This window comes from Chromobacterium sp. INPA-IVC (genome assembly GCF_059047085.1).
In genome coordinates this window covers 111,404-136,405 of the sequence record NZ_JBTNLS010000003.1, presented here as the reverse complement: position 1 = coordinate 136,405, position 25,002 = coordinate 111,404, and the positions used below count along the sequence as shown (strand labels likewise).

25 protein-coding genes are annotated in these 25,002 nt (G+C 65.9%); 16 read left to right on the top strand and 9 right to left on the bottom strand.

Translation table 11 applies throughout. The features are described 5' to 3' along the window. Positions 1–10: 10 nt before the first annotated feature. Both ACX17K_RS06075 and ACX17K_RS06070 read right to left on the bottom strand, forming a co-directional pair. A complete protein-coding gene (locus ACX17K_RS06075; RefSeq protein WP_493774103.1) occupies positions 11–673 on the bottom strand; it encodes a hypothetical protein in 663 nt (220 codons plus the stop codon). Positions 674–801: 128 nt separating this feature from the next. Beyond that, positions 802–1,272: a single-stranded DNA-binding protein gene (locus ACX17K_RS06070; RefSeq protein ID WP_021475777.1), complete on the bottom strand. Its 471-nt coding sequence runs from the start codon at positions 1,270–1,272 to the stop codon at positions 802–804. A 346-nt stretch (positions 1,273–1,618) separates the two neighbouring features. Between ACX17K_RS06070 and ACX17K_RS06065 the strand changes: the two genes are divergently transcribed. After that, positions 1,619–2,293 (top strand): YiaD family glycine zipper/OmpA-like lipoprotein, encoded by a 675-nt coding sequence (locus ACX17K_RS06065; RefSeq protein ID WP_231150676.1) that lies wholly within the window; start codon positions 1,619–1,621, stop codon positions 2,291–2,293. 74 nt (positions 2,294–2,367) lie between these two features. On the opposite strand, the gene ACX17K_RS06060 is transcribed toward ACX17K_RS06065, so the two are convergent. Continuing rightward, the gene (locus ACX17K_RS06060; RefSeq protein ID WP_493774102.1) at positions 2,368–3,729 is read right to left on the bottom strand and encodes an MFS transporter; all 1,362 of its coding nucleotides are present in this window, start codon (positions 3,727–3,729) and stop codon (positions 2,368–2,370) included. 155 nt (positions 3,730–3,884) lie between these two features. Here ACX17K_RS06060 and uvrA point away from each other — a divergent pair, with 155 nt between their 5' ends. The 4 genes from uvrA to ACX17K_RS06040 all read left to right on the top strand — a co-directional run bounded on the left by uvrA (position 3,885) and on the right by ACX17K_RS06040 (position 8,098). Further along, on the top strand, positions 3,885–6,716 hold the full coding sequence (gene uvrA / locus ACX17K_RS06055) for an excinuclease ABC subunit UvrA (protein ID WP_231150678.1): 2,832 nt from the start codon (positions 3,885–3,887) through the stop codon (positions 6,714–6,716). A 53-nt stretch (positions 6,717–6,769) separates the two neighbouring features. Further along, on the top strand, positions 6,770–7,216 hold the full coding sequence (locus ACX17K_RS06050; protein WP_046155876.1) for a VOC family protein: 447 nt from the start codon (positions 6,770–6,772) through the stop codon (positions 7,214–7,216). 56 nt (positions 7,217–7,272) lie between these two features. Next, complete coding sequence (locus ACX17K_RS06045; protein ID WP_343481822.1) at positions 7,273–7,584, top strand: thioredoxin family protein; 312 nt, start codon at positions 7,273–7,275, stop codon at positions 7,582–7,584. A 139-nt stretch (positions 7,585–7,723) separates the two neighbouring features. Further along, the gene (locus tag ACX17K_RS06040) at positions 7,724–8,098 is read left to right on the top strand and encodes a hypothetical protein (RefSeq protein ID WP_493774101.1); all 375 of its coding nucleotides are present in this window, start codon (positions 7,724–7,726) and stop codon (positions 8,096–8,098) included. Positions 8,099–8,165: 67 nt separating this feature from the next. Here the strand turns inward: ACX17K_RS06040 and ACX17K_RS06035 are convergent, their stop codons facing one another. The 4 genes from ACX17K_RS06035 to ACX17K_RS06020 all read right to left on the bottom strand — a co-directional run bounded on the left by ACX17K_RS06035 (position 8,166) and on the right by ACX17K_RS06020 (position 12,966). Further along, positions 8,166–9,320 (bottom strand): methyltransferase, encoded by a 1,155-nt coding sequence (locus ACX17K_RS06035; protein ID WP_493774100.1) that lies wholly within the window; start codon positions 9,318–9,320, stop codon positions 8,166–8,168. 192 nt (positions 9,321–9,512) lie between these two features. Beyond that, complete coding sequence (locus ACX17K_RS06030; RefSeq protein ID WP_493774099.1) at positions 9,513–10,832, bottom strand: glycoside hydrolase family 19 protein; 1,320 nt, start codon at positions 10,830–10,832, stop codon at positions 9,513–9,515. Between the two features lie 185 nt (positions 10,833–11,017). Then, positions 11,018–11,281, bottom strand: a complete 264-nt coding sequence (infA, locus tag ACX17K_RS06025) for a translation initiation factor IF-1 (protein WP_021478917.1) — start codon at positions 11,279–11,281, stop codon at positions 11,018–11,020. 242 nt (positions 11,282–11,523) lie between these two features. Beyond that, the gene (locus ACX17K_RS06020) at positions 11,524–12,966 is read right to left on the bottom strand and encodes an aminotransferase-like domain-containing protein (RefSeq protein WP_493774098.1); all 1,443 of its coding nucleotides are present in this window, start codon (positions 12,964–12,966) and stop codon (positions 11,524–11,526) included. A gap of 184 nt (positions 12,967–13,150) precedes the next feature. On the opposite strand from ACX17K_RS06020, the gene ACX17K_RS06015 reads away from it, so the two are divergent. The 10 genes from ACX17K_RS06015 (at position 13,151) to ACX17K_RS05970 (ending at position 22,479) form a co-directional block, all read left to right on the top strand. Beyond that, positions 13,151–13,771, top strand: coding sequence for a LysE family translocator (locus ACX17K_RS06015; protein WP_493774097.1), 621 nt, complete (start codon positions 13,151–13,153; stop codon positions 13,769–13,771). A gap of 98 nt (positions 13,772–13,869) precedes the next feature. Then, positions 13,870–14,421, top strand: a complete 552-nt coding sequence (locus ACX17K_RS06010) for an isochorismatase family protein (RefSeq protein WP_493774096.1) — start codon at positions 13,870–13,872, stop codon at positions 14,419–14,421. Positions 14,422–14,500: 79 nt separating this feature from the next. Then, positions 14,501–14,713, top strand: a complete 213-nt coding sequence (locus tag ACX17K_RS06005) for a DUF1737 domain-containing protein (protein WP_493774095.1) — start codon at positions 14,501–14,503, stop codon at positions 14,711–14,713. After that, positions 14,700–15,605, top strand: coding sequence for an EamA family transporter (locus tag ACX17K_RS06000; protein ID WP_493774094.1), 906 nt, complete (start codon positions 14,700–14,702; stop codon positions 15,603–15,605). The genes ACX17K_RS06005 and ACX17K_RS06000 overlap by 14 nt, the downstream gene beginning before the upstream one ends. Next, entirely contained in the window at positions 15,598–16,512 is a 915-nt protein-coding gene (locus ACX17K_RS05995; protein ID WP_493774093.1) for a GlxA family transcriptional regulator, read from the top strand. The genes ACX17K_RS06000 and ACX17K_RS05995 overlap by 8 nt, the downstream gene beginning before the upstream one ends. 113 nt (positions 16,513–16,625) lie before the next feature. Next, positions 16,626–17,348, top strand: coding sequence for an LPP20 family lipoprotein (locus tag ACX17K_RS05990; RefSeq protein ID WP_493774092.1), 723 nt, complete (start codon positions 16,626–16,628; stop codon positions 17,346–17,348). Next, positions 17,348–18,637: a flagellar assembly protein T N-terminal domain-containing protein gene (locus ACX17K_RS05985; protein WP_493774091.1), complete on the top strand. Its 1,290-nt coding sequence runs from the start codon at positions 17,348–17,350 to the stop codon at positions 18,635–18,637. Before ACX17K_RS05990 ends, ACX17K_RS05985 begins: the two co-directional genes overlap by 1 nt. A gap of 127 nt (positions 18,638–18,764) precedes the next feature. Continuing rightward, on the top strand, positions 18,765–19,757 hold the full coding sequence (locus ACX17K_RS05980; protein WP_493774090.1) for an extracellular solute-binding protein: 993 nt from the start codon (positions 18,765–18,767) through the stop codon (positions 19,755–19,757). 72 nt (positions 19,758–19,829) lie between these two features. Further along, on the top strand, positions 19,830–21,434 hold the full coding sequence (locus tag ACX17K_RS05975; RefSeq protein ID WP_493774089.1) for an ABC transporter permease: 1,605 nt from the start codon (positions 19,830–19,832) through the stop codon (positions 21,432–21,434). Position 21,435: 1 nt separating this feature from the next. Next, positions 21,436–22,479 (top strand): ABC transporter ATP-binding protein, encoded by a 1,044-nt coding sequence (locus ACX17K_RS05970; RefSeq protein ID WP_493774088.1) that lies wholly within the window; start codon positions 21,436–21,438, stop codon positions 22,477–22,479. A 3-nt stretch (positions 22,480–22,482) separates the two neighbouring features. On the opposite strand, the gene ACX17K_RS05965 is transcribed toward ACX17K_RS05970, so the two are convergent. Both ACX17K_RS05965 and ACX17K_RS05960 read right to left on the bottom strand, forming a co-directional pair. Further along, a complete protein-coding gene (locus ACX17K_RS05965) occupies positions 22,483–22,950 on the bottom strand; it encodes a YbaK/EbsC family protein (protein ID WP_493774087.1) in 468 nt (155 codons plus the stop codon). 112 nt (positions 22,951–23,062) lie between these two features. After that, positions 23,063–23,554 (bottom strand): Lrp/AsnC ligand binding domain-containing protein, encoded by a 492-nt coding sequence (locus ACX17K_RS05960; RefSeq protein WP_493774086.1) that lies wholly within the window; start codon positions 23,552–23,554, stop codon positions 23,063–23,065. Between the two features lie 138 nt (positions 23,555–23,692). Between ACX17K_RS05960 and ACX17K_RS05955 the strand changes: the two genes are divergently transcribed. After that, on the top strand, positions 23,693–25,000 hold the full coding sequence (locus tag ACX17K_RS05955; protein WP_493774085.1) for a D-amino acid dehydrogenase: 1,308 nt from the start codon (positions 23,693–23,695) through the stop codon (positions 24,998–25,000). Positions 25,001–25,002 lie beyond the last annotated feature (2 nt).

Sequence of the window (25,002 nt, the reverse complement as noted above, 5' to 3'; positions counted from 1 at the left end):
AACGGTCTCGTCAGGGATTTTCAGGCGATGCCGGGTTTATTACGGTAAGGATGCGTTCAAGAATATCGTTTGGGAGCCCCTCTCGTTGTCCCAGAACGTTCCGAGCTTTTGACTTCGGAATACGCTGTAGCAGGGAGCCAAGCACATCCGCCGTTGTGGCACGCAACATGGCGTTGTGTTCTGAAGTTAGCGTATGTCCAGAGAGATAGCTGCTGGTCAGCCATTCCAAATAGGTGTGAATGGTGCGAATCCGGTTCGCGGCTGTTTGGGGTGAAACACTTTCGTGGACCGCCTTTGAACGCCGCATACGGGCCTTTTCCAGAGACAAAACATTCACTTCGCGAAGGGTTTGGTCTGTATAGATGCGATCTACTGCCCCTGCGAATTCTCGGCAACGTCGAGCGAGGGCATCGATCTCCCAGAGAGAAAGGAGTTGCCCTGCCTCCATCCGTTCTTCCAAGTTGATGTCATGCTCGGAGAGAAAGTCGAAGAAAACGACCAGTTCGCGTAGGGTGCGCAAGATGGTGGCAGTAGCCCTGTTTCGCTGTCGTACTTCGGTCAGAATGAAGAGGGTGGGGTTGTACAGAGGGATGCCGGTAGCCCGCTCTATTGGAAGCGGGAGGCGTTCGCCGTTGGCAAGAGTGATGGTGCGGATGATGAGCCGAGATGCCATTTGTTGACACTTTCGTTAGTCACCGTCTGTTCTTAGCATGCTCCTGCTTCAAAAAAGTGTAAACAAGAAAAAACCAAGTTACGTCAGTAACTTGGCTTGTGTTATGGACAAAAATTCGTTAGTCAGGGCTAGAACGGAATGTCGTCGTCCATGTCGTCCATGCGCGGAGCCGCTTTCGGCTCCTGGCGGCGCGGGGCGGCCGGGGCTTCCTGGCGCGGAGCCGGGGCGCTGTAGCCGTAACCGTCGTCCATGCCGCCACCCATGCCGCCGCCGGACGAGGCGCCCATTTCGCTGCGGCCGCCTTGCAGGCTCAGTTCGTTGACGCGCACGTCCGGGGAGACGCGCTTGTTGCCGTCCTTGTCCTGCCATTCGCGCAGGGTCAGTTGGCCGTACACGGTCACTTGTTGGCCTTTGGCCAGGTAGTTCTTCAGCGATTCACCGCGCTTGCCCCATACCTGGCAGCTGAACCAGTTGGTGCTCTTGCGCTCGCCGAAGCCGATGTCGCTGGCCACGCGGAACGACAGGACGGGCTCGCCGCTCGGGGTGTAGCGCAGTTCGGCGTCGGCGGCCAGGCGGCCGTCAAAGGTGATGCTGTTCATTCAATTCTCCGGATAAGTTCAAACTGCTTGGCCTGCGCCGCGAGCGAGGCCCGATTGGCGGCGCGTCTGCTTGCCGTTGCCCGCGAGGATGCGGCATTGCCGCAGCCTTCCATACTACCGCGAAGACGGATTTTCTGGCTGGGCGCTTGCACAAAGGCCAGCGGGCGGGCTGGGTTTCGGGGCAGGTTTGGCGAATGGGCCGTATTATACACGCCAATCGGCTTTGCTTTGTTCCGGATGCGGCGCAAGCTGAAGTGCTTCCGCTTGGAACGATGGGCTTGGCCGCGCGCGGGGAACTGTATCGGTCCGCGGCGGTCTGTCATGGGTTTGTTGAAAGGATGATGACATGATGAAGAACACAATAGTATCGATGCTGGTTGCCGTGAGCGTGGCCGGCCTGTCCGGCTGCGCCAACATGAGCGACACCCAGAAGGGCGTGGGCGGCGGCGCTGCCATCGGCGCCGGCGTGGGCGCGGCTATCGGCGCGTTGACCGCGGGCGGCCATGGCGGCCGCAGCGCGGCCACCGGCGCGGCGATTGGCGGCCTGCTGGGCGCGGGCGGCGGCTATCTGTGGTCGCAGCACATGCAGAAGCAGAAGGAAGCGATGGAGCAGGCGACCAAGGGTACCGGCATCGGCGTGAGCCAGACCGCCGACAACCGCCTGAAGCTCAACATCCCCGCTGACGCCTCCTTCGATACCGGCAGCTATGCGCTGAAGCCCAGCCTGAAGCCGGTGCTGGACAAGCTGGCCACCACGCTGCAGCAAAACCCGGTGACCTCGGTCAACATCATCGGCCACACCGACAACACCGGCAGCGACGCGATCAACAACCCGTTGTCGGTCAACCGCGCCAAGGCGACGCAGAGCTATATCGCGTCGCGCGGCGTGGACATCAACCGCATCGGCGTGGACGGCCGCGGCTCGCGCGAACCGGTGGCCGACAACGGCACCGTGTCCGGCCGCGCGATGAACCGCCGTGTGGAGATCTTCGTGGCCGAACCGGCGCAGCCGCAGAAGTAAGCGCGGACGGCGAAACGAAACAAGGGCGGCTCCCAATCGGGTAGCCGCCCTTGTCGCATTCAGGCTGGGGGAGGTTAGAAGGTGGCGTCTATCAAGCGCCGCACCTCGGCCTCGTCCCATTGCTGCTGCGATACCTTCAGATACGCCACCCGGTCGGTCAGCAATACCGAGGCTTCGTGCACGCCGGCCACGCCGGCCAGCTCGCGCGACAGCGCCTCGGCGTCGCCCTGCCACGATTCGCCGATGTGCAGCATCACCGAGCGCACCGCCTTGGGCGGCTGCATGCCCAGCGACCAGATCAGCCAGGACAGCATCAGCAGGGTGGTGAAGCCGAACACGCCGGTCGGGCCGTAATGGCTGTACAGCCAGCCGCCGGCGGCCGCGCCCAGGAACAGGCCGAACGACTGCGAGGTGTTGTAGACGCCGATGGCGGTGCCCTTGGCATCGGCCGGGGCGATCTTGGAGATCAGCGACGGCAGCGTCGCCTCCAGGATGTTGAAGGCGATGAAGTACAGCGACAGCCAGCCGACGATCTGCCAGAAGCTGTCCAGCGCCAGCGCCATGCCCAGCTGGGCGGCGGTCATCAGCGCGATGGCGCCGACGAACACCGGCTTCAGCCGCGCTTTCTTTTCGCCGTAAATGATGGCCGGCACCATCAGAATGAAGCCGATCACCGTCACCGGCAGATACACCTGCCAGTGCTGGGATTTGTCCAGGTGCGCGGTCTTGATCAGCGCGAAGGGCACGGTGACGAACATCGCCATCTGCGCCGCGTGCAGCGCGAAGATGCCGTAGTTGAGCCGCAGCAACTGGCCGTCTTTCATCACCGCCGGCAGCCGCTTGGCGTTGGCCTCGGTGTCGGAGTGGAAGCGCGATTGCGCCGGGTCTGGAATGACCAGCCATACGCCGATCAACGCGGCCAGCGACAGGAAGCCGGTGAGGGCGAAGATGCCGTTGACGCCGATGTACTTGGCCAGCAGCGGGCCCAGCACCAGGCTGGCGGCGAAGGTGGTGCCGATGGACATGCCTATCATCGCCATCGCCTTGGTGCGGTTTTCTTCGCGGGTGAGGTCGGCCAGCAGCGCGGTGATGGCGGCGGAAATGGCGCCGGCGCCCTGGATCACGCGGCCTATGGTCAGCGTGGCGATGTCGTGCGCGCCGGCGGCGACGAAGCTGCCGATGGCGAACAACAACAGGCCGCCGTAAATCACCTTCTTGCGGCCGATGCGGTCGGACAGCATGCCCAGTGGCAGCTGCAGGATGGCCTGGGTCAGGCCGTAGCTGCCCAGCGCGATGCCGATCAGCGTGTGGTTGTCGGCGCCCTGCAGGGTTTTGGCGTAGATCGCGAAGACGGGCAGAATCAGGAACATGCCCAGCATGCGCAGGGCGTAGATACCGGCCAGCCCCAGGCTGGCCCGCAATTCAGTGGCATTCATGCGGTGAGATTTCGGTTTTGCGTATCTGGGTTTTAACGACCGCGCCGCGCAAACGGATGACGCGTTTGCACGGTCATTGCACGGACAAGTGGAGCCGTCCCGGCCAAGTCGGGTATATTAACAGGTTCCCTGACGACGGTGAGTAACAGCTTCTTATGGACAGCATCCGCATCCGTGGCGCCCGCACCCACAATTTGAAGAACGTCAACCTGGACTTGCCGCGCAACCAGTTGATCGTGATTACCGGCTTGTCCGGCTCCGGAAAGTCCTCGCTGGCCTTTGACACGCTGTACGCCGAAGGCCAGCGCCGCTACGTGGAGAGCCTGTCGGCCTACGCGCGGCAGTTCCTGCAATTGATGGAAAAACCGGACGTGGACCTGATCGAGGGCCTGTCGCCTGCCATTTCCATCGAGCAGAAGGCCACCAGCCATAACCCGCGCTCCACCGTCGGCACCGTCACCGAGATCCACGACTACCTGCGCCTGCTGTTCGCCCGCGTCGGCGATCCGCATTGCCCGGAACACAACGTGCCGCTGTCCAGCCAGACCGTCAGCCAGATGGTGGACCACGTGCTGGCGCTGCCGGAAGAAACGCGGATGATGATCCTGGCGCCGGTCATCGTCGGCCGCAAGGGCGAAAACCTGGACCTGTTCGACGACCTGCGCGCGCAGGGCTTCGTCCGCGTGCGGGTGGACGGCGAGGTGTACGAGCTGGACGCGGTGCCCAAGCTCGACAAGAACAAGAAGCACACCGTCGAGGTGGTGATAGACCGCCTCAAGGTGCGCGCCGACATGCAGCAGCGGCTGGCCGAGAGCTTCGAGACCGCGCTGCGCCACGCCGAGGGCCGCGCCATCGCCGTGGAAATGGATAGCGGCAAGGAGCACTGGTTCTCCGCCAAATTCGCGTGCCCGGTGTGCAGCTACAGCCTGCCGGAACTGGAGCCGCGGCTGTTCTCGTTCAACAACCCGATGGGCGCCTGCCCCAAGTGCGACGGCCTGGGCGAGATCACCTTCTTCGATCCCAAGCGCGTGGTCGCCCATCCGGAGCTTTCCCTGGCGTCCGGCGCGATCAAGGGCTGGGACAAGCGCAACCAGTTTTACTACCAGATGCTGCTGGCGCTGGGCGAGCATTACGATTTCTCGGTGGCCGACCTGTCTTTCGACGACCTGCCGGAGAAGGTCAAGCACGTGGTGCTGCACGGCTCCGGCCGCGACAGCATCGAGTTCAGCTATATGTCGGAGAAGGGCACCAAGTTCACCCGCGCCCATCCCTTCGAAGGCATCATTCCCAATCTGGAGCGCCGCTACCGCGAAACCGACTCCATGGCGGTGCGCGAGGAGCTGGCCAAGTACCAGAACAACCAGGCTTGTCCGCATTGCAGCGGCTCCCGGCTGCGGCTGGAGGCGCGCCACGTGTTCATCGGCACGCGCACGCTGCATGAGATCAACCAGCTGCCGTTGAAGGAAACCGCGGACTTCTTCGAGGGATTGGAATTCACCGGCCAGAAGCAGGCGGTGGCGGAGAAGATCGTCAAGGAAATCCGCGAACGGGTGTCCTTCCTCAACAACGTGGGCCTGGACTACCTGAACCTGTCCCGCTCCGCCGACACCCTGTCCGGCGGCGAGGCGCAGCGCATCCGGCTGGCCAGCCAGATCGGCTCCGGCCTGACCGGCGTGATGTATGTGCTGGACGAGCCGTCCATCGGCCTGCACCAGCGCGACAACGACCGCCTGCTGGGCACGCTGAAGCGCCTGCGCGACCTGGGCAACAGCGTGATCGTGGTGGAGCACGACGAGGACGCGATCCGCGAGGCCGACTACCTGGTGGACATGGGCCCCGGCGCTGGCGAGCACGGTGGCGAAGTATTGGTTGCCGGCACGCCGGCCGACGTGGCCGCCAGCGAGAACTCGGTCACCGGCGCCTTCCTGTCCGGCCGCCGCAAGATCGCGCTGCCGGGCGGCCGCCGCGAGCTGGGCGAGGAGCGCATGCTGCAGCTGATCGGCGCCACCGGCAACAACCTGAAGGACGTGACGCTGAACCTGCCGCTGGGCGGCCTGGTGTGCATCACCGGCGTGTCCGGCTCCGGCAAGTCCACGCTGATCAACGACACGCTGTACAAGATCGCCGCGCGCGACCTGAACGGCGCCGGCGAGGAGCCGTCGCCGTATCGCGAGATCAAGGGACTGGACCAGCTGGACAAGGTGATCAACGTCGACCAGAGCCCGATCGGCCGCACGCCGCGCTCCAACCCGGCCACCTACACCGGCCTGTTCACGCCGATACGCGAGCTGTTCTCTGGCGTGCCGCTGGCGCGCGAGCGCGGCTACGGCCCAGGCCGCTTCTCGTTCAACGTCAAGGGCGGCCGCTGCGAGGCCTGCCAGGGCGACGGCGTGATCAAGGTGGAAATGCATTTCCTGCCGGACATCTACGTGCCCTGCGACGTCTGCCACGGCAAGCGCTACAACCGCGAGACGCTGGAAGTGCAGTACAAGGGCAAGAGCATCCAGGAAGTGCTGGAGATGACGGTGGAGCAGGCGCTGGAGTTCTTCGCCGTGGTGCCGCCGGTGGCGCGCAAGCTGAAAACGCTGATGGACGTCGGCCTCGGCTACATCCGCCTAGGTCAGAGCGCCACCACGCTGTCCGGCGGCGAGGCGCAGCGGGTGAAGCTGGGCCTGGAACTCTCCAAGCGCGACACCGGCCGAACCCTGTATATTCTGGACGAACCGACCACCGGCCTGCATTTCCACGACATCGACCTGTTGCTGCAGGTGCTGCACCGCCTGCGCGAGAGCGGCAACACGGTGGTGGTGATCGAGCATAACCTGGACGTGGTGAAAACCGCCGACTGGCTGATCGACCTGGGGCCGGAGGGCGGCGCCGGCGGCGGCCAGATCATCGCCAGCGGCACGCCGGAACAAGTGGCGGCCAATCCGGTCAGCCATACCGGACGCTATCTGGCGCCGCTGCTCGAACGAGACAAGAAATAAAACCAAGGCGCCGGCTCGTCCGGCGGCAAACCACAGCACATCAAGAGGTAGGCATGCTGAGCTTAGGCAAGATCGATCACATCCACATCCGCGTCAAGGACGTGGCCGTCGCGCTGAAATGGTACCAGCGGGTGCTGGGCATGGTTCCCGACGCGCGCTACAAGACCGACGGCGAGCACAACAACGCCATGCTGGCCAACGCCAGCGGCAATGTGCGCTTGGCGATCAGCGAGGACGCGGACGCCGCGCCGTCCGACGCCCAGGGCGCGGTCGCTTTCGTGGTGAGCGGGCAGGAGTTCGTCGAGTGGATAGACCAGCTGGCCGGCGAGCGCGTCACCAACCGCGAAGGCCAGACCATCGCCCGCGATTCGGTGCACGACCACCGCTTCTTCTGCGCGCTGTCCTTTGTCGATCCGTTCGGCAATCCGTACGAGATCGTCAGCTACGACCACACCTGGCTGGTCGGCAAGCTGAAGCTGGGCGGCCAGTTGGCCGTTTGATCCGAGTCGTTCAAGACACCCGCCGCGAGCGGGTGTTTTTCTATTGGAGCGGGCTCATGACGCATTATCTGACTGACAATCCCTCGCCCGAGGATGTGGCGGCGCTGCCGGGGCTGACGCTGCTGGAGTTCGGCGTGGACTGGTGCCCGCATTGCCAGGGCGCGCAGCCGCTGCTGGCGCAATATCTGTCAGCGCATCCGCGGCTGCGCCATCTGGCGGTGGAGGACGGCAAGGGCAGGCGGCTGGGGCGGCTGTACGGCGTCAAGCTGTGGCCCAGCTTCATCCTGCTGCGCGACGGCATCGAGATCGGCCGCGCCGTCCGGCCGCAAAGCCTGGACGATCTGGAGGCGCTGCCGGCTGGCGCGTAAACGGCTTTGACGCCGGTTTTGCGCGGATGGCCTCCGCTTTTAGCCGGTTTTTAAGCGTATTTGGATATCTTGCATGTCCGTCCCGCCAAAGGGCGTCGCAAGGGGCGATGCCCGGCCTGGGCATGGTCTGGAGATATCCATGTTTGAAAAAGGCAAAAGCTACACCCGCGAGGAAATCCACGCGGAGGTTGGCGGCAACAAGCATTCCTTCCTGCCGCGCCACAAGGGCAGGGTGGTGGCCGCCTGCCTACGTCCGGATCTGAACCCGGACGCGCCCGAAGTGATCCTGTGCAATTCCTGCCCGCCGGAGCGCGCGGCCGGCGAACAGCTGGCCAGCCAGGGCGGCGCGATTCCGGTCTTTCTGAAGCAAGGCGCGGACAACTGGACATACCAAGGCTTGTTCTGCGTGGCGGACAGCGAGACCCATCCGGACGTTTGCGCGCCGCATGCCGCGCGCAGCGCCTGGACCCGGGGCCAGATCAAGCGGGTGTTGAGGATGGCGAAGCAGGGCTAGCGCCGGCAGGCCGGCGCGGCTTGTCGGGACGGATCGGATGTTTTGGGCGTTCGATCCGCCGCCAGACTCAGGCTTGCGGCTTGGTGCCCAGCCGCCACAGGCTGGTGATTTCGGCCCGGCGCGCCGCGCTCAGGCCGTCGGTCTGCTCCACCGCCTTCTTGTGGCTGGGTTTGACGTCCAGCCTGCCCAGCACGGCGAGGCCGGCCTGGTCTATCCATTGCAGCAGCTGTTCGCGCGAGCGCAGGCCCAGGTGTTCGGCCAGGTCGGACAGGATCAGCCAGCCTTCGCCGCCTGGCAGCAGGTGCGCCGCCAGACCGTCCAGATAGCCGCGCAGCATGGCGCTGTCCGGGTCGTAGACCGCGTATTCGATCGCGGAGCTGGGTTTGGCCGGTAGCCAGGGCGGGTTGCATATCGCCAGCTGCGCCCGTCCTTCCGGGAACAGATCGGCGCGCCGCAACTCCACCTGGCCGTCCAGTTGCAGGCGTTGCAGATTGTCGGCGGCGCAGGCGAGCGCGCGCTCGTCCTGATCGGTGGCCACCACGCGGGCCACGCCGCGCTTGGCCAGCAGCGCCGCCAGCACGCCGCTGCCGGTGCCGATGTCGAAGGCCAGCTCGGTTCCCGGCAGCGGGGCGTCGGCCGCCAGGTCGACGTATTCGCCGCGTATCGGCGCGAACACGCCGTAATGCGGGTGGATGCGCGCGGCCAGCGCCTTCACTTCCACGCCCTTCTTGCGCCATTCGTGCGCGCCGATCAGGCCGAGCAGCTCGCGCAGCGACACCAGCGACGCCTCGCCGCCCTCGCCGTAGGCCTCCTGGCAGGCTTGGCGCAAGTCGGGCGCGCGGCGCAGCGGGATGGCGTAGTCGGCGTCCAGCGGCAGCACCAGCCGCGACAGGATCTGCGCGCGGCGTCCCTGGGCCTGGCGATGCAGGTGGAACGATTCCAGCGGCGTGGCGCCGGTTTTGGCGCCCTTGCGGTCCACGCGCCGCGCCAATGCCTGCAGCAGCTGGCGGGCGTTCTGGTAGTCGCCGCGCCACAGCAGGGTCCCGCCTTCGCAGGCCAGCTTGTAGGCGGCGTCGGCGGACAGGCTGTCGTCGGCGATCACGATGCGCTTGGGCGGCGGCAGGCCGGCTTCGGAGCGCCAGCGGGCGCTGCGCTCGGCGCCGTCCTCCTGCCAGTGGGCGATGGGGTGCGCTGGGGCGGCGGGCTGCGGAATCTGGGTCATGTCGTGCGTCGGATAAGGTTGGCCAAGGGCGGAGCCGCGTCTGCGCAGGGCCAATGGGCTGCGACTCGCCGCGAGGCGGCGGGCTTTGGTGTGCGGGACTGCGGGGAAGGGCTGAATGGTAAACGCAACGGGGCCATCCGTCATCTGGAAAACGCGCCGGTCCGCGCGGGCGGTCCGGCGCGATGGCGGGGCTTATTTCAGCTTGACGCCCCAGTTGTCTTCCACGCAGCGCTGGTAGTTGCCGGCCTGCAGCGCGCTGTACGGCGTCTGGTAGCTGACCAGCTGGCACTGGTAGTCGTGTTGCCACTGCCAGTCTTTTTCCCAGTAGATGTTGTAGGCGGCGGAGCTGGCGGCGGTGAAGCGCTGCATATTGGCGCAGGACAGCTGTTCGTTGCCGTAGTCCCAGCCCAGATCGTGGGCGAACTGCTTGTAGTAGTCGATGCGGTTCTGCGCGGCCTGGCGCTCGGTGCCGCCGCCGCATTCGCCGTTGATGATCTGGATGGTGGTGGCGAAGTTGTTGCCGGCGCCGGCGGCGATGTCGGCGGCGTTGGGCACCCAGGTGCCGTCAAGAACGTGCAGCATCGAGGGCTTGGGCGGCTGCGGATAGACGAAGAAGAAGGTGGCGGAGGCGAGGTTGAGCCAGGTGCTGGCCACCAGGTCCGGGTTTTGCAGCAGCACCGATTGGTCGCCGTTGTTCATCGCCTGCGAGAAGGGGCCGTAGTTGTAGTTGTACGACAGCTGCTTGGCGCCGCGGCCGTAGTATTTCTTCCAGCTGCCGTCCGCGTTCTTGCCGCAGGTCCACACCTTGTTGAATACCGGATCGTTGCACTCGGTGTTGTAGCCGCAGGCGCTGCCGCTGTCGGTGCAGCCCATCTCGCGCAGGTAGGCCAGGCCCTGGCGCCATTGCGGCACGGTGTCGCTGGCGTCGTGGTTGCCGGTTTCCTGGCCGAAGTGGGCGAACATGGTGGCCAGGCTGTGGCGGCAGATGGCGTCGGCGTCGCGGCCGTCGCTGTAGTCGTCGCAGACGCCGGGGAATTTGGCTACCGCCTGCAGGAAGCGGGTGTAGGTGTAGCTGGGGTCGCGGCGGCTGAAGTAATAGTCCCATTTGGCCGACGGCAGCAGCCGTTCGACGCGGCGCACATTGGCCGGATTGGCGGCGCGGCCGGGGGCTACTTGTTCCACCTGGTCGTTGGGCAGGGTGCGGATGGACGCCTTCACCTTGCGGAAGAAGTCGTTGTTGGTGAGGTCGGCTTCGTGTTGCAGCGCTTGCTGCAGGGTGGGAATGGGCGGCGCGGCGTCATCCAGCTTGCGCAAGGTTCCGCCGACATGGGCGACCCACGATCCCTTGGGGTTGGCGCCCGGGGTTTCGCCGCGGGTGGGCCATTTGGCCTGCCAGTCGCGGCCCTGCCATTGGACGGTCTGGCCTTTCTGGTAGGCGGCGCCGGCGTTCCATGGAGCGGCGAGCGCGGAGCCCGTCAGCAGCGACAGGACAAGGGATGCGAATAATTTCATATCGGTTCCTCGATGGTGGGGCATGCCGGATGGCACGTAATACCACTATGGAACCAATATGAAGTATGTCAAATGCAAATCAATGCCGCTAGTTCAATCCGCAGAGGAAGCGCCAAGCGGCGAGGGGCCAGAGCCGAAGCTGGCCGATGCGGAGCGCACAGGGCCGAAAAAACGGCCGCAGGCGCTCAGCGGCGGTGGTGCGACGGACGCGGGCCGGCGCCGGGGTTGGCGGTCGGGTGGCGGAAGTTGATGCGGCCTTTGGTCAGATCGTACGGCGACATTTCCACGGTGACGCGGTCGCCCAGCAGCACGCGGATGCGGTGCATCTTCATCTTGCCGGAGCCGTAGGCCAGGATCTCCATATTGTTGTCCAGTCTCACGCGAAAGCGCGACTCGGGCAGCATTTCGATGACGACGCCTTCCAGTTCGATCATGTCTTCCTTGGACATAGCGTTTCCTTTCTCATACGGTAATGAAATGGCTTCGCGCGGCTGTCGGTTCGACTGCCGCGGCGAGGCGTTTTAGCTTCAGTTCGGTGACCTTGCGGGATGGGCGCTAGGCGGGCCCAAGAGGCGAGGCTAAGCGTCGGGCCGCGCGGGGCTCGACAGCTGAAATCCAGAGGCAAGCCGGTATTGTACCGCCAAGCGGGCAGACTGGTCAGCTGTTTTGTTCTCATCGCGGAAAAAAGCGCTCAGTTCGCGCCCGCAAGCTGCGCGCCGGCCAGTTGCCCCACGCGCACCAGCGCGGCCAGGTAGCGTTCGTCCAGCGGGTAGCAGCAGGACAGCCGCATCGCGTTGCGGTAGCGGCCGCCGGGCGAACTGAGCGGGCCGGGAATCAGGCTGATCTTCTCGGCCATCGCGGCGTGGAACAGCGCCACGCTGTCGCAGCCTTCGGGCAGCTCCACCCAGATCAGGAAGCCGCCTTGAGGCTGGGTGGCGCGTGTGCCGGCTGGAAAGTGGCGGGCGATCAGGCCGCGCACTTTTTCCACGTGGGCGGCGTAGCGGCGCTTCAGCGTGCGCAGATGGTGGTCGTAGCCGCCGGACTCCAGGAACGCGCCCAGGGTCTCGGCCAGCACCGCCGGCTGCGCCACCGACGAGGCGAACTTCAGCTTGCGCAGCGCCGCGCCGAAGCGGCCGCCTTCCATCCAGCCGATGCGGAAATCCGGCGCCAGCGTCTTGGTGTAGCTGGCGCAGACGATGATCCAGCCATCGTTGTCGAAGGACTTCACCGCCGGCGCCAGCGTGTCGGAAAACTGCAGCTCGGCGTACAGCGCGTCCTCGATCAGCGGCACCTTGTGCTGGTTGACCAGCCGCGCCAGCCGCTTCTTGTTCTCCAGCGGCATGCAGCATCCCAGCGGATTGTGGACGTTGGGCATGGCCACCAGCGCCTGGATGCGCCCCTCGGCCAGCAGCACCTCCACCGCGTCTATCGACAGCCCGGTCTGCGGGTCGGTGGGAATCTCCACCGCCTTCAGCCCCAGGCTGGCCAATAGCGGCAGCAGATTGAAGTAGGTGGGCGATTCCAGGCCCACCGCATCGCCGTGGCGGGTGACCGCGCGCAGCGCCAGTTGCAGCGCCTCCATGCAGCCGTGGGTGAGGATGATGTCGTCCGGCTGCAGCGTCATGCCCAGGTCCATGCCGCGGCGGGCGATCTGGGTGCGCAGCTTCTCCGGGCCGGGCGGCAGCGCGTAGGTGCTGACCATGCCGGGCTGGCGGCGCAGGATCTGGCCCATCAGCCGCGCCAGCTTGTTGCCGGGGTAGAAGTCGCCGCCGCGCGGGCAGGCCAGCGCCAGATCGATGAAGCCTTCGGTCTGCTGCGCCTGCAGCACGGTGCCGATCAGGTCCAGCACCGCGTGCTTGGTCGGCGAGGCCGGGCTGCTCTGGGTGCCGGCCTGCCTGGCCGGCGACGGCAGCCGCGCCCGCACGTAATAGCCGGATTGCGGCCGCGCCTCGATCAGGCCGCGGTCTTCCAGCACGCGGTAGGCGCTGACCACGGTGTTCAGGCTGAGCTGGCGGTTGTGCGCGGTGCGCCGCACCGACGGCAGCCGCGACCCCGGCGGCAGCGTGCCGCGGCTGATCGCCAGCGACAGATCGTCTGCCAACTGCTGGTAAAGGGTGGAGGCGCTGTTCTGCATCGTCGGCTTTCGGCGGGGGAGAAGTACAACGCTCATCATAGTGGATGGTGACAGTTGCTGAAAAGATCAATCTGTAACCAGATCAATAATGGATTTTTGAATCTGTATCCATAAGGACGGTCCGCATAGCATGTGGGAGTGGGCAAGGGCTTGTCGCCGCTTGCCGTTTCGCCGGAGAACCGCCATGCCAGAATTCGCCTTGCTGTCCTATGTCGCCCTGATGTCCATCACCCCGGGCCCCAACAACCTGATGCTGGCCTCGTCCGGCGTCAATTTCGGCTTCCGCCGCACCGTGCCGCACATGCTGGGCATCAGCCTGGGCTGCGCGCTGCAGGTATTCATCGTCGCGATGCTGCTGGCGCAGATGCTGGGCTGGCTCAGCGCCTGGCGGCTGCCGCTGGCGGTGGCCGGCTGCGTCTACCTGTTGTGGCTGTCGTGGCAGATCGCCCGCTCCGGCCAGCCGGAGGCGCGCGAGCAGGCTCGGCCGCTGGGCTTCGTCGGCGCGGCCTTGTTCCAGTGGCTGAACCCCAAGGCCTGGGTGATGGTGCTGAACGCGTCCATCCTGTTCATGCCGGCAGGCGAGGGCGGCCGCTGGCTGGCGGCGTCGCTGCTGGCGCTGGCCTTCGCGGTGGTCAATCTGCCCTGCATCAGCGTGTGGGCCTGGGGGGGTGAGAAGCTGAGGCGCTGGCTGGCCGCGCCGCGCGCCTTGCTGGTTTACAACCTGACGATGGGCGCGCTGATGGCCGTCACCGCGGTGTGGCTGCTCTACGACGAACTGATGCCTGTATTTGCCCCGATGGCATGATGTCCTTTTTTGGCAGGCGCTTGTCCGCTCGCGGCCTTATTTCCTGGCGCTATCCGCCTTACGATGCTGTCCATATCCACACCGCCGGGAGAGGCGAAATGAAAAAGACCGCATTGTTGGTGATCGACGTCCAGGATTCCTTTCTTCACCGTCCGTACTGGGAAGAGAGCGAACTGCCCGCCTATCGCGAGGCTCAGCTCCGCTTGATCGCCGGCGCCGAGGCGCGCGGGGTGCCGGTCGTCAACATCTTCCATACCGATGACGATGCATCGTTCCGGATCGAGTCCGGGCTGGTCAAGCCGCAGTCCTGGCTGACGCACAAGCCGGTGGCGTCTTTCGTCAAACGCGTGCACAACGCGCTGACCGACTCGGGGCTGAAAGATTGGCTGGAGCGGCGAGACATCCGCCGCTTGGTCATCTCCGGCATCCGCACCGAGCAGTGCTGCGAGACCACCACCCGCGTGGCGTCCGATCTGGGCTACGAGGTGGACTTCGTCACAGAGGCGACGCTGACTTTCCCGATGACGCATGCCGGCAGCGGCGTGGTTTACAGCGCGGCCGATATCCGCGCCCGCACCGAGCTGGTGCTGGCCGGGCGCTTCGCCACCATCGTCACCGTGGAGGAGGCGCTGCGCCGGATGGAAGGCTGATCTGGAGCGCCGGGCCGCGCTTGCGGCTCGGCATGTCCATGGAATAGAGTGGTGCGAATAGTCATAACAAGGTGAAACCATGCCCGCAGATACGAGCAACATCCCGCCCGACGGCCTGCCGGCTTATCGGCTGCTGACCGGACCTGACGATTCCGCCTTCTGCAAGCGGGTCAGCGAGGCGCTGGCGCTGGGCTACCGGCTGTATGGCTCGCCGGCGGCTACTTTCAACGGCGAGCGGGTGATCGTCGCGCAGGCGGTGCTGTGGCCGGGGAGCGACCATGCCGCTGGCTGACGTGGCGCAGGCGCTGGCCATCGTGCTGGTCTGGGGCGTGAATTTCGTGGTGATCAAATGGGGCGTGGCCGGCGTGCCGCCGCTGTTGCTGGGCGCGTTGCGCTTCACGCTGGTGGCGCTGCCGGCGGTATTCATCGTCAAGCGGCCGGCGCTGCCGTGGCGTTACCTGGCGCTGTACGGGCTGACGGTGGGCGTGGGACAGTTCGGCTGCCTGTTCACCGCGATCAAGCTCGGCATGCCGGCCGGCCTCGCCTCGGTGGTGCTGCAGTCGCAAGCGTTCTTTACCCTGTTGCTGGCCCGGGTCTTCCTGGGCGAGCGCTGGCAGGCCAGCCAATTGGCGGGGCTGGCGCTGGCCTTGGGCGGCCTGGCGCTGATAGGCATGGGCAAGGGCGGCAATATGACGGCGCTGGGCTTCGGCCTGACCATCGCCGCCGCCACCAGCTGGGCGGCGTCCAATATCGTGGTGCGCGCGATCGGCCGCGATGGCTTCAAAGTGGAGCCGCTGGGGCTGGTGATCTGGTCCAGCCTGGTTCCGCCGATTCCTTTCCTGCTGCTGTCGTGGCAGATGGAAGGCGGCGAGCGCATCGAGGCGGCGCTGCGCGGCTTCGACGGGCAGTCGCTGTTCGCCGTCGCCTACCTGGCTTTTGTCGCCACCATGTTCGGCTATGGCTTGTGGAGCCGCCTGCTGGCGCGGCACGCCGCGGCCAAAGTGGCGCCATTCTCCCTGCTGGTGCCGGTGGTGGGCCTGCTGGCTTCGCACTGGCTGCTGGGCGAGAGCCTGACCGCCGCGCAATTGGCCGGCAGCGGGCTGCTGATGGCCGGTTTGCTGGCGACGGTGTTCGGCGGCAGGCTGCTGGCCTTGGCCGCATCCAGGAGAACCAGCCGTGCGTGACGTTTATTTCGTGCTGTCGCCCAGCGTCTTGCTGCTGGACTTGGCCGGGCCGGCCGACGCTTTCCGTCTGGCGGGGCAGCAGGGCGCGGACTTTCGCCTGCATTACATCGGCGCGTCGGAGACGGTGTATACCTCGCTAGGCTTGCCGCTGGGCGGCCTGGCGCCGTTGCCGGACCAACTGCCGGAGGGCGCGGTGGTGGTGGCGCCGGGGTCGACGCCGTCCGTCGAGGCCTATGCCCGGCCGGAGGCGAGGCGCATCGTCTCCTGGATGGCCGAGCGCCGGCGCCAGCCGGGCGTCTCTTGGGCCGGCGTCTGCTCCGGCAGCCTGCTGTTGGCGGAGGCTGGCTTGTTCGATGGCCGCGCCTGCACCAGCCACCATACGCTGCTGGAAAGGCTGCGCGCATTGGCGCCGGCCGCCCGGGTGCAGGAGAACCGGGTATTCGTCGCCGACGGCCCGTGCTACAGCAGCGCCGGCATCACCGCGGGCATCGATCTGGCGCTGCATCTGATCGCCGACTTGGCCGACCCCGCGATCGCCCGCGCGGTGGCGCGCGAGATGGTGGTGTATTTCCGCCGCTCGCCGCAAGACCCGGAGTTGTCGCCATGGCTGGCCTGGCGCAACCATCTGCACCCGGCCCTGCATCGAGCCCAGGACCTGATCTGCGCCGACCCGGTGCGCGATTGGCCGCTGGACGAGCTGGCGGCTAAAGTCCATGTCAGCGCGCGCCATCTGTCCCGGCTGTTCCGCGACCAGGCCGGCGTTTCCGCGCACGATTACCACCGCGCGCTGCGCCTGGCGCTGGCCGAACAGTGGCGTTCGGCCGGTCTTGGCAAGGAAAAGGCGGCGTTGTCGGCCGGTTTTTCCTCGGCCAGGCAGATGAGCCGGGCCGCCGCCGCGCATGACTGAGAGACTCCGCATGCCGTCCGCTTCTCAAGTTTCATCAGTTATTGCCGATGTTTCAGGTTGACGAGCTCCGGGAATGGTTCATACCATTCCATCAACACCTATCGGTAATTGCCATGAATACAGTCCGTCGTATGCCCCGCCTCGCCTTGTTCGCCCTGATGGCCGGTTTGACCGCCTGCGCCACTCCCGCCCCGCAGACGTCCGCGATGTCCGCGCCGACGCCGATGAAGGAAAGCGGCTCGGTGCCGTCGGGCGTCGGCTATGTAGGCTCCGGCGACGAGACGGCCAGCGGCGAGGAGGTGAGGGTGGTGGTCAAGGAAGTGAATCCCTTTCAGCCCATCGTCGTCCGCGTGACCGGCTCCGGCGCCGCGCCCTACACCAACAGCCTCACGCCGTCCCAGCGCAAGCTGCTGGCGATGCGCGCGGCCCGGCTGGACGCTTTCCGCGCGATCGCGGAACAGGTGCAGGGCATGAAGCTGGTCGGCAACAGCTCGGTATCCAACATGATCGCCAACAGCGATAGCTTCCGCACCTATGTGGACGCCTATCTGCGCGGCGTCACCATCGTTTCCACCGTGATGAAGCCGGATGGCACCAGCGAGGCGGTGGCCGAGATCACGCTGGACCAGGAGTTCTACAAGCAATTCCGCCACTCCATGGAAAAGACCGGCAGCGTGATGCAGGCGTCCAAGGAAACCGGCACCGCCGGCGCGCTCTGTCCGGAAGCCAACTGCGGCGCCACCAAGATCGTGCCGGCCCCGGCGGCCGCGCCGGCGCCCGCCGTCATGACCGTTTCGCCAGCCCGCTACAGCAACAATTTCTACGTGACCCAGTAATGACGCGAATCGCTATCCGCGCCGCCGCCCTTGCGGCGGCATTTGTTTTGTCGGGCCCGTCGCAAGCGGAAATCCTGACCGCCGAGGGCGTGGCGCCGCTGGACAACGGGCCGGTCGCCGCGCGGGAGATGGCGATACAGGACGCGTTGAAGCTGCTCTCGATCCGGCAGGGCGCGCGCATCGAGTCCACGCAACTGATCGATGCCGGCCGGCAGGGAGAGTCCAGCACGCTGAGGGCCTTGTCTCCGGTGCAGGGCGCGGTGCGGGTCGTCAACGAATACGCGCAGGGCAAGCTTTACCACGTCAAGGTCGAAGTGGACACCGGCCCGGCCAAGGCCGCTCCGGCGCCCGCGCCGGAGCGGCGCGGAGACCCGGCCTGCCAGATGCCGGTGGGCCGGTCGCTGAAGCGCAAGCTGGTGACCACGTATTTCGACGTCGCGCATCCGGCCGACGCGTCCGATATGCCTGACCTGGCCACCGCGCTGCCGACTGAGTTGGCGCGCAGGCTGGCGCATAACAGCATGCTGGTGGTGAAGGACGCCAATACCGTGTCGGTGCTGGCCGACAGCCGCGTTTCCGAGCCGGATGCCGGCTGGCAGGTCGCCAGCCAGTTGGGGCAGCGGGAAAACGTGCAGTTCGTGGTGGCGGGCCGGGTGCTGTCCACATCGGTGATGGACAAGGGAATGCGCAAGTCCTTGTTCGAATCCAACAATACCAGCCAGCAGGGGGCGTTTTACAACGGCCCCTTCGCCGGCATGTTCGGCGGCGGCGTCAAGTACGTGCCCACGCAGCGGCAGTTCGATCTGGAATTCTGGATATACGACGGGTTGACCGGCTCGCTGATCGCCAAGGATAGGGTCAGCGGCATCGTCAATTCGAAAGGGCCGGTGATTTCTGCCATTCCGCAGCCTTTCGCCTCGCTGGCGTTTTGGCAGGGAGAGTACGGCAGGCAGGTGGATAAGCTGCTGGACAATGTGTCGGACCGCATCGAAAGCGTGATTTCCTGCATCCCGTTCTCTGCCCGGGTGGTGAGGCTGGAAGGCAAGCGCGTCTACATCAACGCCGGCCTGCTGGACGGCATGGCGGTGGGCGACAAGCTGCTGCTGTACAAGCGCTCGAGCGGGCAGCCGCTGCGCGACCTGATTTCCGGCCGGGAGCTGGGCATGCCGGAAAGCCTGAACGGCGATGTGACGCTGACCCAGGTCCAGCCCAATTTCTCGATAGGCGTGACGCAGGGCAGCGCCCGCGTGGCGGAGGGGGATTACGTCCGCTTCGGAACGGCGCGCTGACGGTGGTTTTTTCTGCCGGAAGTTCCGCCGTTTTCAATTTATTTTTGTATTGATAAGTATTATCAGCTGGTGTTACGGTGCTTCCCGCACTTCGCTTTTCGTCTCAATCGAGAACAGGGGATACACCTTGAAACAGCAACTGATGTTGGCCGCCGCGCTGGCGGCCGTGGCCGGCCCCGCGCTGGCCGAAGAAGTGGTGGTCTACAGCGCGCGCGGCGAGCAACTGCTCAAGCCCATCGTCGAGGCCTACAAGAAGGAGACCGGCGTCAACGTCAAGCTGGTGTCCGACAAGGAAGGTCCGCTGATGGAGCGTCTGCGCGCCGAGGGCCGCAACAGCCCGGCCGACCTGCTGCTGACGGTGGATGCCGGCAATCTGTGGCAGGCCGAGCGTTTGGGGCTGCTGAAGGCAGTCAAGTCGCCGGTGCTGGACGCCAACATTCCAGCCCACCTGCGCGATCCGGCCAACCAGTGGTATGGCCTGTCCATCCGCGCCCGCACCATCTTCTACAACACCCAGAAGGTGAAGCCGTCCCAGCTGTCCAGCTATGCCGATCTGGCCGATCCCAAGTGGAAAGGCAAGCTCTGCCTGCGCACCTCCAAGAAGGTGTACAACCAGTCGCTGGTGGGCATGATGCTGGCCGAGATGGGTCCGGCCAAGACCGAGCAGGTGGTCAAGGGCTGGGTGGGCAATCTGGCCGCCGCGCCGTTCCCCGACGACACCAAGATGCTCGAGGCCATCGCCGCCGGCCAGTGCGAGGTGGGCATCGCCAACACCTACTATTACGGCCGGATGATGGAGAAGTCGCCGAAGCTGCCGGTAGGCATCTTCTGGGCCGACCAGGCCGGCAAGGGCGCCCACGTCAATATCTCCGGCGCAGGCGTCACCCGCCATGCCCGGAACGAGAAGGGCGCGGTGAAATTCCTTGAGTGGCTGAGCTCGGAGAAGGCGCAGAACATGTTCGCCGACGTCAATATGGAGTTTCCGGTCAATCCCAAGGTGAAGCCTGACGCCCGCGTGGCGGCCTGGGGCGATTTCAAGCACAACTACATCAACGTCTCCAACGCCGGCGCCCGGCAGGCCGAGGCGGTCAAGCTGATGGACCGCGCCGGCTACAAATAAGCCGCCGCGATTTGTGTTGAACCGGGCTCGCCGTCTGCCGATGGCGGGCCCGCCGCCGTTGGATCGCATCGCATGCCTTTTACCTTTTCGCGCTGGCGCGCGTCGGCCGCCGCCGCCAGCCTGCTCACCCTGATACCGCTGGCGGTGATCGCCCTGGGCCTGTTGGAGCCGGACGCCGAAGTGTGGCGCCATCTGGCGGAGCACGCGCTGCCGGAGCTGCTGCGCAACACTGCCGTCCTGTTGCTGGGCGTCGGCACCGGGGTGCTGCTGCTGGGCGTGCCGCTGGCCTGGCTGACCGCGGTCCACGATTTCCCCGGGCGGCGGTTGTTCTCCTGGGCGCTGATGCTGCCGCTGGCGATGCCGGCCTATGTGATGGCGTTTTCCCAATTGGGGCTGTTCGATTTCACCGGCCCGTTCCAGACCTGGCTGCGCGAGGCCTTCGGCAGCTCCGCCTGGGTGCCCGACCTCCGCTCGACGCCCGGCGTTGTGCTGGTGCTGTCTCTGGCTTTTTATCCCTATGTCTACCTGCTGGCGCGCAACGCGTTCGCTGGCATGGGTCGGCGCGCGCTGGAAGTCGGGCAGTCGATGGGTTTGTCGCCGCTGGCGGGTTTCTTCAAGGTGGCGCTGCCGATGGCCCGGCCCTGGATCGCGGGCGGGCTCGGCCTGGCGCTGATGGAGACGCTGGCCGATTTCGGCACCGTCGCCATCTTCAATTTCGACGCCTTCACCTCGGCCATCTACAAGGCCTGGTTCAGCCTGTTTTCCTTGCCCGCCGCCAAGCAGCTGGCCTCCTTGCTGGTCTTGCTGGTGTTCGTCCTGCTATGGCTGGAGCAGCGCGCCCGCGGCCAGCGCGGCTATGTCCAGGCGGGCAGGGCGGCGCCGCTGCCGCGCACCCGCCTGGCCGGCGCGCGCGGCTGGCTGGCCTGCGTCTTCTGCGCGCTGGTGCTGTCGCTGGCCTTCGTCTTGCCCTTCGGCCAGATCCTGGTTTGGGCGGCCGGGCATCTGGCCAGCGATCTGGACGCCGACCTGCTCGACAGCCTGAAGAGTTCGCTGGCGCTGGCGGCGATGGCTGCGCTGCTGGTGCCGGCCATCGCGCTGTGCCTGGTTTTCGCCGGCCGGCGCGATCCGGGCAGCCGGCCGTGGATCAGGCTGGCCACGCTGGGTTACGCGGTGCCGGGCACGGTGTTGGCGGTGGGGGTGTTCGCGCCGGTGGCGGCGCTGGACAATCTGTTGCTCGAGCATTTCGGCCGCTGGTTGCCGGAAGGCGCGTCCGCCGTGTTCAAGGGCACGCTGCTGGTCTTGATGCTGGCCTATGCGTCGCGTTTCCTGGCGGTGGCTCATTCGGCGCTGGAGGCGGCGATGCAGCGGATCAGCCGCAGCCAGGAAGAGGCGGCGAACAGCCTGGGCATCTATGGCGGACGGCTGTTGTTCCGGTTGCATCTGCCGCTGCTCAAGGGGGGCATCTTCACCGCGATGCTGATGGTGTTCGTCGACGCGATGAAGGAAATGCCGATCACGCTGATGACGCGGCCTTTCGGCTGGGACACGCTGGCGGTGCGCATTTTCAACCTGACCAGCGAGGGCGAGTGGCAGCGCGCGGCCTTGCCCTCGGTGGCCATCGTGCTGGCCGGCCTGCTGCCGGTCTTGCTGCTGTCGCGGCAAAAGTCTGGAGTGTGAGATGGACAAGACGCTTGAATTCGACGCGGTAAGCCTGGATTTTTCCGGCCGGCCGGTGTTGGACGGCATGAGTTTCTCGCTGGCGGCGGGCGAGATCGCCTGCCTGCTGGGCGGCTCCGGCTGCGGCAAGACCACCGCGCTGCGCTGCATCGCCGGTTTCGAGACGCCGTCGGCCGGCCGCATCCGGCTGGAGGGCGAGACGGTGTTCGGCGTGGGTGTGAATATGCCCGCCCATCGCCGCCGGGTCGGCATGGTGTTTCAGGACCATGCGCTGTTTCCGCACCTGACGGTGGCCGGCAACGTGGCTTTCGGCCTGTCGGCGCTGCCCCGCGCCGAGCGCAAGGCCAGGGTGGCGGAGGCGTTGAGCCTGGTGGGGCTGGAGGGCGAAGCCGAGCGCTATCCGCACCAGCTGTCCGGCGGCCAGCAACAGCGGGTGGCCCTGGCGCGCGCGCTGGCGCCCAGACCGCGCCTGCTATTGCTGGACGAGCCTTTTTCCAATCTGGACGCAGAGTTGCGCGAGCGCCTGGCGCGCGAGGTGCGCGCTATTCTCAAGTCGCAGGGCATCGCCGCCTTGATGGTCACCCACGACCAGCACGAGGCCTTCGCCATCGCCGACCAGGTGGGCGTGCTGCACCAGGGGCGCTTGCAGCAGTGGGATGCGCCGGACGCGCTTTACCACAGGCCCGCCAACCGCTACGTGGCCGGTTTCATCGGCCAGGGCGCGTTTCTGCCGGGCAGAGTGAGCGGCCGCGCGGTGTGGCTGGAGACCGGGGAGCTGAGGTGCGAGGAGGGCCTGCCCTTCGACGACGGCGCCGAGGTGGACGTGCTGTTGCGGCCGGACGCGGTGCTGCCGGAGCCGGGCAGCCCGCTGCGGGCGAGAGTGGTGGACAGGGTGCTGCGCGGCACGGTCAGCCATTACGCGCTGGAGCTGCTGTCCGGCCGGCGGCTGCTGGCCGAACTGGGCCATGAGCGGCCGTTGGCGGTCGGCGAGATGGTGGGCATTCGGCTGCAGCCGCGGCCGCTGCTGGCATTTGCCCGGGAATGAGGCTCAGGCGAAAGCCTGGCAGACGTCCACCCACTGGCCGGCGGTGATGTCGCCCAGTCGGTCCGGGCTGATCCGCACCGCGCTGTGCACCGCGCCGGCCGCCGGCAGCACCTCGTCGAAGGCCTGTATCGAAACGTCCAGATAGATGGGCAGCTCGCGGGCCAGGCCGAAGGGGCAGACGCCGCCGACCGGATGGCCGGTGATGGCTTCCACTTCGTCCGGCGGCAGCATCTTGCCCTTGCCGAAGGCGTCCTTGAACTTGCGGTTGTCGATGCGGGCGTCGCCGCGCGCGACCAGGATCACCTCGCGGCCGTCGCTGAGACGGAAGGCCAGCGTCTTGGCGATGCGGCCGGGTTCGACGCCGTGGGCGGCGGCGGCTTCGGCCACGGTGGCGGTGCTGACGTCCAGCTCGATGATGGCGATGTCCGCTTGGCGGGCGGAGAAGAAGGCTTTGACCGATTCCAGGCTCATGGGCGGTTCTCGTCGGAAAGATGGGGGCCGGTCCATTATTCCCGATGAGAACCAAAGACGCCAGGCTCGGCGCCGGTCTATGTTTTCCCAGCCGCGCCAGTGCTGTGGAAGATCATGATTCGGTCAGCGGCAGTTGCAAGGTCTCCTTGACCTCTTCCATCACCACGTAGCTTTTCGACTCTTTCGCCGAGGGCAGCTGCAGCAGGATGTCGCCCAGCAGCTTGCGGTACATCGACATGTCCGGGATGCGCGCCTTGATCAGGTAGTCGAAATCGCCGGACACCAGATGGCATTCCAGGATCTCCGGAATGCTCATGATCTCGCGGCGGAAGGCGTCGAAGATATTGCCGGACTTGGCCTCCAGCTTGATTTCCACGAATACCAGCAGCGAGCCGCCCAGCGCGTGGGGGTTGAGGCGGGCGTAATAGCCCTCGATGATGCCGTCGCGCTCCATGCGCCGCACCCGCTCGGTGCAGGGCGTGGTGGACAGGCCTACTTTTTCGGCCAGCTCGGTCATGGCGATGCGGCCGTTTTTCTGCAGGATGCGCAGGATTTTCCGGTCCATCTTGTCCAGGGCTTTGGCGGCGGCGGTAAGTGGCTTCATGTTTTCACTGTTTACATGAGAAAGATTTGAGAAAGATCATTTGATTCTTATCAATTTCAGTGAAAAAAACCAGATGTCAATGCATATACTAGCGGAATTCACTATCTGGTAGTGCCAAGACTACAAACGGAGACAGAAATGAAGGTAATCGTGCTGGGCGGCGGCGTTTTGGGCGTATCCACCGCGTGGTATCTGGCCAAGGCCGGCTGCCAGGTGACGGTGCTGGAGCGCCAGGAAGGCGTGGCGCTGGAAACCAGTTTCGGCAACGCCGGCCAGATCTCCCCCGGTTACTCCGCGCCGTGGGCGGCGCCCGGCATTCCGCTGAAGGGGCTGAAGTGGATGTTCCAGCGCCATGCGCCGCTGGCCATCAGCCCGGACGGCAGCCTGTACCAGCTGCAGTGGATCGCCAGGATGCTGGCCAACTGCAACGAGAAGGCTTATGCGGTCAACAAGGGCCGCATGATGCGGCTGGCCGAGTACAGCCGCGACAAGATCAAGGAACTGCGCGCCGAAACCGGCCTGCAATATGAAGGCCGCCAGGGCGGCACGCTGCAGCTGTTGCGCAGCCAGGCCCAGGTGGAAGGCATGGCCAAGGACATCGCCGTGCTGCGCGAATGCGGCGTGGACTTCAATGTGCTGGACCCGGACGGCTGCGTACGCGTCGAGCCGGCGCTGGCGGCGGTCAAGCACAAGCTGGCCGGCGGTTTGCAGCTGCCCAATGACGAAACCGGCGATTGCAATCTGTTTACCAGCCAGCTGGCGGAACTGGCCCGCGCCAAGGGCGTGGAGTTCCGTTTTGGCGTGACCGTGGACGGTATCGAGAACGACGGCAAGCGCATCACCGGCGTGCGCGTCGGCGACGAGCTGCTGCGCGCCGACCATTACGTGGTGGCGATGGGCAGCTATTCCCGCGACATGGTGAAGGAACTGGGCATCGACATCCCGGTCTACCCGGTCAAGGGCTATTCGCTGACGGTGCCGATCACCAATCCCGCCGGCGCGCCGACCTCCACCATCCTGGACGAAACCTACAAGGTGGCGATCACCCGCTTCGACGACCGCATCCGCGTCGGCGGCATGGCCGAGCTGTCCGGCTACAACCTGGAACTGAACCCGCGCCGCCGCGAGACGCTGGAAATGGTGGTGGGCGACCTGTACCCGAACGGCGGCGACATCAAGGCGGCCAGCTTCTGGACCGGCCTGCGGCCGATGACGCCGGACGGCACGCCCATCGTCGGCGGCACCCGTTTCGCCAACCTGTCGCTGAACACCGGCCACGGCACGCTGGGCTGGACCATGTGCGCCGGCTCCGGCAAGGTGCTGGCCGACCTGATCACCGGCGCCAAGCCGGAAATCAGCGTGGACGGCCTGTCGATGCAGCGCTACGCCAAACAGGGCGAAACCCTGGTGGTGCCGGTGATCCGTCCCGCGGTGCAAGGGGCCTGATC